Annotated in this window: 8 protein-coding genes and 1 pseudogene; 2 read left to right on the top strand and 7 right to left on the bottom strand. The window is 65.0% G+C overall.

The annotated features are described in order from the left end of the window. Positions 1-48: 48 nt before the first annotated feature. Positions 49-561 (top strand): hypothetical protein, encoded by a 513-nt coding sequence (locus tag ACIQCS_RS23275; protein ID WP_345848440.1) that lies wholly within the window; start codon positions 49-51, stop codon positions 559-561. On the opposite strand, the gene purB is transcribed toward ACIQCS_RS23275, so the two are convergent. Both purB and ACIQCS_RS23285 read right to left on the bottom strand, forming a co-directional pair. After that, entirely contained in the window at positions 562-1,872 is a 1,311-nt protein-coding gene (gene purB, locus ACIQCS_RS23280) for an adenylosuccinate lyase (RefSeq protein ID WP_345848438.1), read from the bottom strand. It abuts the gene before it with no gap. A 50-nt stretch (positions 1,873-1,922) separates the two neighbouring features. Next, positions 1,923-2,576, bottom strand: coding sequence for a DUF1287 domain-containing protein (locus ACIQCS_RS23285; protein ID WP_345848436.1), 654 nt, complete (start codon positions 2,574-2,576; stop codon positions 1,923-1,925). Positions 2,577-2,863: 287 nt separating this feature from the next. Between ACIQCS_RS23285 and ACIQCS_RS23290 the strand changes: the two genes are divergently transcribed. Further along, the gene (locus ACIQCS_RS23290) at positions 2,864-3,310 is read left to right on the top strand and encodes an EF-hand domain-containing protein (RefSeq protein ID WP_401531908.1); all 447 of its coding nucleotides are present in this window, start codon (positions 2,864-2,866) and stop codon (positions 3,308-3,310) included. Between the two features lie 81 nt (positions 3,311-3,391). Here the strand turns inward: ACIQCS_RS23290 and ACIQCS_RS23295 are convergent, their stop codons facing one another. From ACIQCS_RS23295 to ACIQCS_RS23315, 5 genes and pseudogenes are all read right to left on the bottom strand, one after another. Further along, the gene (locus ACIQCS_RS23295) at positions 3,392-4,243 is read right to left on the bottom strand and encodes an aspartyl protease family protein (RefSeq protein WP_345848433.1); all 852 of its coding nucleotides are present in this window, start codon (positions 4,241-4,243) and stop codon (positions 3,392-3,394) included. 54 nt (positions 4,244-4,297) lie between these two features. Beyond that, positions 4,298-4,468: pseudogene (locus ACIQCS_RS23300) on the bottom strand (JAB domain-containing protein); the annotation flags it as partial. A gap of 404 nt (positions 4,469-4,872) precedes the next feature. Next, complete coding sequence (locus ACIQCS_RS23305; protein ID WP_345848431.1) at positions 4,873-5,793, bottom strand: restriction endonuclease; 921 nt, start codon at positions 5,791-5,793, stop codon at positions 4,873-4,875. Then, a complete protein-coding gene (locus tag ACIQCS_RS23310; RefSeq protein WP_345848429.1) occupies positions 5,790-6,098 on the bottom strand; it encodes a hypothetical protein in 309 nt (102 codons plus the stop codon). Before ACIQCS_RS23310 ends, ACIQCS_RS23305 begins: the two co-directional genes overlap by 4 nt. Continuing rightward, positions 6,098-8,932: a hypothetical protein gene (locus tag ACIQCS_RS23315; RefSeq protein WP_401531911.1), complete on the bottom strand. Its 2,835-nt coding sequence runs from the start codon at positions 8,930-8,932 to the stop codon at positions 6,098-6,100. The genes ACIQCS_RS23310 and ACIQCS_RS23315 overlap by 1 nt, the downstream gene beginning before the upstream one ends. Positions 8,933-9,094: the final 162 nt, after the last annotated feature.

The following is a 9,094-nucleotide window of genomic DNA, read 5'->3' on the forward strand; positions in this document are numbered from 1 at the left end:
CTTCAAATATCCTGACCGCGAAACGTTCCCGCGCACTAGGATCGCACGATGACGATGCGCCGGCTCGCCTTTGCAACGCTGCTGCTATGGGCAGCGACACTGGCGATGCCCGTGGCGATGAGCATCGCCCCCGACGGGCAGGGCGTGGACCGCCCCGAGCGGGTGCTGGGGGCCCTGTATATGCTGTTCGGCCCATTGGGGCCGCTCGCGATCGATTCCCGAGGCTATCCGTTGCCGGGCTACGAACATTGGCCGCGCTGGACCCTTAGCGGGCAGCCGCTCGCGGCATGGGGCTGGTATGCGCATCCCTTCTGGGCCTGGTGCACTGCACGCATGCTGCGCGGGCGGCGGCCGCGCCCGCTTCCCGCGCTGTTCGCCGCGGCGCTCGGGCTGGTGGCGCTTCAGCCCCATCACTCCGCCATGGACGAGCATGGGTGGGGATCGGAGACCGTGCCCCTGATCGGCGCATTCGTGTGGGCGGGCGCGATGAGCCTGCCGCTGATCGGGCTGCTCGGCGCATGGGCGAGCGATGCTGTCGCCCGCCGCATGCGCCGGGCATGATCAAGCGAAGACGCGCTCGAAGATCGTGTCGACCTGCTTGAAGTGATAGCCGAGGTCGAACTTGTCCTCGATTTCCGCCGGCGAGAGCGCGGCGGTGACTTCCGGATCGGCCTTGAGCAGTTCGAGCAGCGAAAGCGCGCCGTCCGATTCCCACACCTTCATCGCATTGCGCTGGACCAGCCGATAGCTGTCCTCGCGGCTGACGCCGGCCTGGGTGAGGGCGAGCAGCACGCGCTGCGAATGGACCAGGCCGCCCATACGATCCAGGTTCTTCTGCATGCGCTCGGGATAGACGAGCAGCTTGTCCATCACGCCGGTGAGGCGGGCCAGGGCGAAATCGAGCGTGATCGTCGCGTCCGGGCCGATATAGCGCTCGACCGAGGAGTGCGAGATGTCGCGCTCGTGCCACAGGGCGACATTCTCCATCGCCGGGATGGTCGCGCTGCGGACCATGCGGGCGAGGCCGGTGAGGTTCTCGGTCAGCACCGGGTTGCGCTTGTGCGGCATCGCCGACGAGCCCTTCTGGCCCGGCGAGAAATATTCCTCGGCCTCGAGCACTTCGGTGCGCTGGAGGTGGCGGACCTCGATGGCGAGCCGCTCGATCGACGAGGCGATCACGCCGAGCGTGGCGAAGAACATCGCATGGCGATCGCGCGGGATCACCTGGGTCGAGACCGGCTCGACCGCGAGGCCGAGCTTGTCGGCGACATGCTGCTCGACGCGCGGATCGATATTGGCGAAGGTGCCGACCGCGCCCGAGATCGCGCAGGTGGCGATGTCCGCGCGGGCGGCGAGCAGGCGCTCCTTGCCCCGCTTGAACTCGGCATAGGCCTCGGCAAGCTTGAGGCCGAAGGTGACCGGTTCGGCATGGATGCCGTGGCTGCGGCCGATCGTCGGGGTGAGCTTGTGCTCATAGGCGCGGCGCTTGAGCACTTCGAGCAGCGCATCGAGATCGGCGAGCAGGATGTCCGAGGCGCGGGCGAGCTGGACGGCGAGGCAGGTGTCGAGCACGTCCGAGCTGGTCATGCCCTGGTGCATGAAGCGGGCTTCGTCGCCCACCTGCTCGGCCACCCAGGTGAGGAAGGCGATGACGTCGTGCTTGGTCACCGCTTCGATCGCGTCGATCGCGGCGACGTCGATCGCCGGATTGGTCGCCCACCAGTCCCATAGCGCCTTGGCGGCGCTCTTCGGCACCACGCCGAGCTCGGCCAGCGCCTCGGTGGCGTGCGCCTCGATCTCGAACCAGATGCGGAAGCGCGCCTCGGGCGACCAGATGGCGGTCATGTCAGGGCGCGAATAACGGGGGACCATTGCAAGCCTTTCGCCGGAAGGGAGTTTGGGGCGCCCCTAGCAAGCGTGCCCTAGACTTTCCACCGAAAGCGGCCGGTGATCGGCCAATCGGGCAGCGCATCCTCCTCGCGGGCGCCCTGGCCGATATTGTGGAGGATCATCGGGGCATGGGCGCCGGGCAGGTCCGAGACCAGGCCGATATGCGTGGCGGTGCCGCCCGTCCCGTTGGCGGGCGCGGAAGTGAAGATGTCGCCCGGCTGCCAGCCCTTGCCGTCGGCCGGGACCGGGAGGCGGGCACCGGCACGGCTGAGGAAGGCGGCGAGATTGGGCACGCGGCGATGGTCGATGCTGGGGTCTGGGCGGGTCAGCCCCCATTTGCGCGGATAGGCGGCGAAGGCCTTGCGCATATCGGCGTTGACCAGCGTCTGGAGGTCGATCCCGAAGGCGTCGCGATAGGCGCGGATCACCACATCGGTGCACACGCCCTTCTCGCGTGGGACGTCGCCATTGGGGAAGGCGAGGGTCGTATAGGCGCTGTCATAGCGGCGCGTGACGCCGAGCTGGGTGCGGGCGGCCGCGAGCAGCCTGGCGGCGGCGGCGCCGGCGGCGAGATGGGGCTCGCCGGGTTCGGCGGAGTCGCCGGGCTTGCCCGAAGCCGGCTGCGCGCCGTGGCAGCCGGCGAGGCCGGCGGTCATTCCGAGCAGCAGGGTACGGCGGTCGATCATCACGCCATCCTGCCGCAGCCGTGGCGCACGCGCCACAGTGCAAATGGAATGCGATGGAATGAGCCGATTTGCGGACAGGGCGACAATGGAAGTGATAAAATTCGGAACATCATTACCAGATCATTGGTTGATAGGGCGATTGTCCAAAATACAATCAGGCTAGATATGAGAAATATTGCCTGAATAGAATAGGAGATATGCCTATGTTGAAGCCAATATTTCTTGCAACGTCTATGATTTTAGCAATTCCTGCCTTTGCGCAGGAAACTCCCGCGCAGGACAAGCCTGTGCAGGCTGCGCCGGCGCCCGAGCAGGCGACGCCGCCCGTGACCAGCGGCGACGCGGCGCCTGCCGCGCCGGACCAGGCGGCACCGGTCGCCACTGCCGAGGCGACACCGGCGCCGGCCGCGCCCGCGACTCAGCCGGCCGAGGTCGCGAGCGCGCCTGCCGCGACTCCGGCCGCCCAGCCGGCGGCGACGCAGGAACAGGTCGCCCAGGCGGTGGGCCGCGACTTCGGCAGCTATGACAAGGACGGCGATGGCAAGCTGAGCCAGGTCGAGTTCGCCGACTGGATGGCCGCGCTGCGCAAGGCGTCGGAGCCGGGCTTCCAGCCGGGCAGCGCCGAGGCGACGACCTGGGCGAACCAGGCCTTTGCCAGCGCCGATACCGACAAAAGCGCTTCGGTGAACAAGCAGGAGCTGACCGTGTTCCTGACCCCGAAGCAGCCGGGCTGATCGCTTTTCTTCGCGCCGGAATACGCATGGCGCTTGCTCCCGAACGGCCGCCGGACTTGCCTCCGGCGGCCGTTTGGTTGCTCAGGGCGCGAGGCGGAGCAGGGCGTCCTTGCCCGGCCGGATCAGCAGTACCGCCCGCGAGAGCAGGTCGAAGCCGAGCAGGGCGTTGCGGCCTGCTCCCGTGCGGCGGGCGCTCTGCACGGGCAGCGGCCTGCCGCCGAGTGTGAGCGTCAAGGGGCCGACCAGTTCGGCAGCCTCCGCGATGCCGGCGACGCCGCTATGCGCCTCCGCGCCAAGGACAGGGGCGTCGGGCGCGAACGCGGCGGGCAGGCTCGTTCGCCACGCGCCGCTGTCGACGAGGAAGTCGGCTTGGCTGCCGTCCGATGCGCTGGCCGGCGCATAGGAGCGATACCCGTTGCCCATCGGCGCCGCCACGCCGTCCAGCGTGCAGGCGGGGTCGGCCGGTGGCGCCAGCGTCGCGATGCCCCGCGCGAAATCGATGCGGAGGCAATCGGGGTCGGCGAAGGATTGCGGGCTGATCACTCCGTCGATACCGAGCGCGTCGAGCATGCCGATCTGCATCACCGCCAGCCGCGGAAACCGGCGGCGCACGGTACCGATGGTGATGTCGACCTGCTCCAGCGCGCGGCCGGTGACCGGCCTGCCGCCACTGTCATGCCCGGCAATGGCTGCGCCCGGGGCCAGGCCGGTCGCATCGGCGAACCGGGGCGCGAGCACCGTGAGGCCGGCGCCGGTATCAAGCAGGAAGGTTCCCGGCCGGCCCGCGATGATGGCGTGGACGATCGGCAGCCGGCCGCCGACCGGGCGCCCGCCCAGCGTTTCGGGGCGTTCGATCGCGAAATGCGGCAGCTCGGGTACGGGGGCCGCACCGAGCAGCAGGGCGAGGGCAGGAAACGCAAGGGCGCGAAGCATGGCGAGATGGTATCGGGCGAGCTGTGGTGCCGCAATGACAGGCTGGATCGCTCCCTAGATCAGCCCCTGCCCGCGAAGCGAGGCATGCCCCTCGCGGCCCAGGATGATGTGGTCGTGCACCGCGATGCCCAGCCCCTTGCCGGCGGCGGCGATCTGGCGGGTGATCTCGATATCGGCGCGGCTGGGGGAGGGGTCGCCCGAGGGATGGTTGTGGATCACGGTCATTCACGTTGGATCACGCTCGATACCATCGGTCCACGGAAGTAAAAGGTAGGAGATAGGAATAAGTATAGATATCTCAAATACTTGGTGGCGTTCAGTGCTAAAGCGCGTGCAAGTGGGGACGGGTATTGGGATCGGTCGAAAAAGGTGAGCGCCGGCTTCCACCCGTACATGCCGCCGTCAAACGTGGTCCGCGCAAAGGGGGTTCAGGAGGCTGTAGGGACCGTAGCCAATCGCCTCGGCGACAAATCAGACATCGGAAAACAAGCTGCATTCAGTAATCCCGAGGCGCGGTGCGCCGCTGCGAGCCGCGCGCCAATTGCGCCACATTCGGGGTGCCTGAGGGGTTGGCACCTCGACGGCCGCGGCCAATTCCTCCCCGCCATTCTGCTCGGACATCGCGCCTCTCAGCTCATGGCACTTTGGTGATCGGAAAGAGCGAGCGCGCCCGAGGCCATCGCTGCGAGCGCAGGCCCGCTGTCTTGCAAAAAGCGGTAGAATTTTATCGTGTTGCCCGTGCCGATTTCGTCTTCGGCAATCGGCTCCCAGCCAGGCCCTGGATCAGAACTCCTAGTGTCGATCGAAGGGGTTGCGATGCTCCCTTTGAAATCTTCGCCGGTGAAATTGTACGACCCATTTACCAGCCACGCTTCAGTACGCGCGCGGAAGATCGCCCATTGGCTTTGAACACCAACGCGTACGGGTTCAGTGCCATCACCATTCGCAAGAGTGACCATATTCAAGCGCACCGGCATCACCTTGTCGCCGACCGCCTCTTGCAATGCGGGGAGGTCGCTGGCTAACGCCGTCGCCAGCGCACGATGTACCGGCAGCGTCTCGCCGTCGATCGTCGTGTCCGCATTGAGCAACGCCCTCCAGTCGACCGCACCTGTCAAGCCGGTCGCCACGAGCTGGATACGCTCATCCAGGAAATAGGCGTCGAAGAGCAGGACCGCGGGCATCGGCGGCGGCTGATGGGCCAAAAGCACGCAGGCCGAGATGCCCCGCGCTTTTGCCTTGGCGAGCGCATCTCTCGTGAACCCCGACGCGCTATAGATGACCCCCATGTTCGCCCCGGAAGAGCCAAGCTCGCCAAGGAAGGCGTCGACCTGCTGAACGGTGACCTTGCGCGCATATCGTTTACAGCTGACGAGGATCTTGACCGGGAAGTGACCGCCGATCAGCGCCTCGATCCAGACGTCGCGCTGGCGTCGCGAGCCGATATCGACATCGAGGGTCTTCGCGTCGTGCGTCACCTTCGCATCTGGTGCGAGCGCCTGACACAGGGCGGCGACCGCCCGTTCGAAATCCTGCCACGGTGCGCTCATTTGCCGCTGATCCCGACAATCGGACGCAAATGACCACTTCCATCACGCAGCACGAGCAGGAAGACCGTTCCCGCGAGCCCGGCGATGTCAGCAAGAATGGCAACCGCCGCGAGGGTGATGGTCGTCTCGGAATATTGCGACGGCGTGAGAACGACCCGTGCCGCCACGAAAAGGACGACCAGCAACGCGACAATCGCGACTAGGCCGGTCGCCAGTCGAAGCTTGAACCATAACGAATCGTGCGCTTTCAGCTGGTCGAATGTCTCGCGTTCCTGACGCAGCCGCTCTGACGCACGACGACCCATCAGTCCTCATCCTCGGCATCGAGTGCCTGTCCTTCGCGGATGGCTTGCGCGATATCGCGCTCCGCACCGTTCAGGATCGCTTCGTAGAGAGGAAAGGCGGGCGAGAGACGAGGCATTGTGCTGAGCACGGCCCGCGCGTCATCCCGAGCTTTCAGATCGCGCGGCATTGGTTCGCCGCGCGTGCCCGATTTCACGCCGGACATGGCGGCTGCAGTGAGCGCGTCGATCGCCCAATTCAACGTCTCGCTATCCGCTGCCGCACACCGATCGAGATAGCGTTCCACAAAGCGCCGTTGCTTGAAGGCGAACAGATGGTGCGTGTGGCGAACCAGTTTCGAGATCCATTTCAGCTCGACAACGCCTGCCGCGTCGAGCTTGCCATCGAGGAATTCGACCACGAGATCGGCGTCGATGTCGAACATGCCCGCGACCAGTTCCGCCGCTCGATATACTTTGTAGCCGTCGTCATCGTCGTGCTGGCGAAGCCATGCCCAGGCACGATCGAGTACCCGCGCTGCGTCCGCCGACTTGTGAAAGCCGAGCTTGCCCTCGTGGAAGCGGTAGCCGAGCAGTTGGATATCTCCTTCCTCGTCGCCGAGCGCTCGGTCAGTGCGCTGGAACAGGAAGTCGGCGAAGGGTACTGGGAAGTGCTCGGCAAGCTCACCGAGCAGCGATTCAACCCAATGCCCCTGGAAATCCTTGATGTCGCGCATCCGCGCCAGCAGCTCTTCCACATCGTTCGTGTCGAGAAGTGCTACGAGCTTGCGGCGCCGTTCCAGCAGCAACGAGGCGACCTCATTGAGCAGATCGGGCTGTTGCTCGAACGGCGCCAGTAGGGCGATCCCCTTCACTTGCTGATCGGGAAGGTCTTTCGACCAGCGAAGGGCAACGAGCGCCGAGCGCGACACCGCCAACTCGGCACTCGACACGGCGCGGCGCAGCAAGCGAAGATCTTCCGCAGCGAAAGATCGTGTTAGCGACCCGAGCGCGGCTACGCCGCGCGCTGCCATGTCGGCGTCGCGCTCGAGAAACCGCTCGATCTGGCGGCGACCATCGGCGGGCTCAAGGTTGAGCAGCTGGGCCATGGCGCCCCAAACGAAGCTGCGAAACGCTGATCGGGGATCGGCCGCTGCACGCACAAGCAGCGCGCGGGCGAGCGGCAGGTCATCCTGCAAAAGGGTATTGACCAACATGTAAGCGGAGCCATCGCCGATTGCGGCCCGAGCCAGATCGGCCAAGGCATCCTCCAGCTGATCGAGCAGATTCTCCGCTTCAGGCCATGTTTCCTTCAGTTCATTCGCAAGCGCCGGCAGCCACTTCTCGACGTCGTCCTCTTCCGCCTCACGGGGGATCTGCCCGCGAAAGGCAAACCGGGCACGGTCAACCATCGCTGCGCGCAGACGGAAGCTTCGGTCGTTAGGAAGGCCGTCGAGGAAACGGTTCGCTGCGTCGCCAGGCATTCCGCCGCCATATTGGGCATGCCAGCTGACCGCATCCGTGACGGCGAGCATCGTCGTGGCCGATAGGCCGCCGCGGTCCATGATCGCAGTGACAGCCTCGATCGTGGCGGCAAACTCTGCCTGATATTGTTCGCGCAAATCCTCTGGCGGCGACATGCTGCCAATGCCGTAGGGCATCCTCAATGCATCATGGAGATAGCGAGCAGCGATTGCGCAAACGCGCGGATTTCCATGTTCCAGCAAGGCGATGATTCGGTCGATCACAGCGCGCCGGAGCGGGAGCGCATATTCGTAGCTCACAAACGCGCTCGAGAGCATAATTGCCCGCGCACTGGCCCGCGATTTGTCGATTGTGCCTTTGAGTAACGGGGCCACGATCGAGAGCGGAGTGTGTGCGCCGTCCCATGCTCGGTCGTCTTCCATCAAATCGAAAGCAAAGGCAGCAATCTCTTCGTTAAAATCCCGCGGCTTGTGCTCGGCAAACTCGCAGAGCTCGGCTAAGGCCCGGATCGGATGACCGGGGTTGGCGCCGGTTTCGCGAGTATCGGTTCGTCCCATTTCCCAGAGCAACTGCAGGGCCTCACGCCGGTAGCGCTCGGTGTGTGCGATATTCGAAAGGATCGGTGCTGCCTCACGGAAGCTCTTACCGCCACGGAGCCGGTCGCTGACGAAGCGTAGCGCCTGTGCCGGCTGATAGATCGCCACTGCTCGTACAGCCTCGATCCGAGGATCCCAGCCATAGTCGATGTCGCGGAAGCGAGCCCAGGCGGCGTTGAGCAAATTGCTGTCTGTGGGATCACCACCGTGTCGGCGCCAATCGAGACGCCCCAGATTGACCATCACCTGCGTAAGCAGGCGATCGTCGACGGCATTGATGACACGTTCGGCGAAAAGGCTGAGACGCCCATCGTGCTGGATACAGATATCATCGATCAGATAGTCGCCCAGCAGGTCCGGCATGAGCCGATAGAAGCGGCCCCGCTTGTAGAGCACGCCACCATCAACGAGCATCTTGAGCGCTCTCGTTGCATCGTCTGCCGCATGTGCCGTGACCGTCTCTAACAGCTGACCGATCTCGCGATCGTCGATACGAACCGGCTGGAGGAGCGCGATCAGCCCAAGCATATCGCGGAGGAGGCGAGTGTCTTCCGGAAGACCAATCCGCCCGGTCAGCACTTGGGTAAATCGCTCGATCACGACAGCACGCATATCGTCGGCGTTCCGCACCATTTCGGCGGACACTTCCTGTTCGGTGACGACACGCGCCGCCATGACGGCAACGAGCGGATTGTCGGCGGCAATACGCTGGACCAAATCCGCCCAACCTTCGTCGCCCCCAAATTTGGTCAGGGCATGGGCTGCGAGATCACGCATCGCTGCCTTCGGCAGAACGCCAAGTGCGATTTCGACAGGCTTGAAGATAGCGAAGCGTGCAAGGTCATTGAGTTGGCCCCCGAAATGACCTGACAGGGTCTCGCTCTTAGATAAGAGTGAGCCATATGACTGAGCATACGACTAGGCGCTACAATGGCGGCG

Origin of the sequence: Sphingomonas sp. NPDC092440 (genome assembly GCF_044754985.1) — a bacterium.
Classification (GTDB): Bacteria; Pseudomonadota; Alphaproteobacteria; order Sphingomonadales; family Sphingomonadaceae; genus Sphingomonas.

What these genes read in the sequence shown, in the direction of transcription:
- ACIQCS_RS23275 (WP_345848440.1), top strand. Translation starts at nt 49, where the DNA reads ATGACGATGCGCCGGCTCGCCTTTGCAACGCTGCTGCTATGGGCAGCG.
- ACIQCS_RS23305 (WP_345848431.1), bottom strand. Translation starts at nt 5,793, where the DNA reads ATGAGCGCACCGTGGCAGGATTTCGAACGGGCGGTCGCCGCCCTGTGT.
- ACIQCS_RS23310 (WP_345848429.1), bottom strand. Translation starts at nt 6,098, where the DNA reads ATGGGTCGTCGTGCGTCAGAGCGGCTGCGTCAGGAACGCGAGACATTC.
- ACIQCS_RS23285 (WP_345848436.1), bottom strand. Translation starts at nt 2,576, where the DNA reads ATGATCGACCGCCGTACCCTGCTGCTCGGAATGACCGCCGGCCTCGCC.
- purB (WP_345848438.1), bottom strand. Translation starts at nt 1,872, where the DNA reads ATGGTCCCCCGTTATTCGCGCCCTGACATGACCGCCATCTGGTCGCCC.
- ACIQCS_RS23295 (WP_345848433.1), bottom strand. Translation starts at nt 4,243, where the DNA reads ATGCTTCGCGCCCTTGCGTTTCCTGCCCTCGCCCTGCTGCTCGGTGCG.
- ACIQCS_RS23315 (WP_401531911.1), bottom strand. Translation starts at nt 8,932, where the DNA reads ATGCGTGATCTCGCAGCCCATGCCCTGACCAAATTTGGGGGCGACGAA.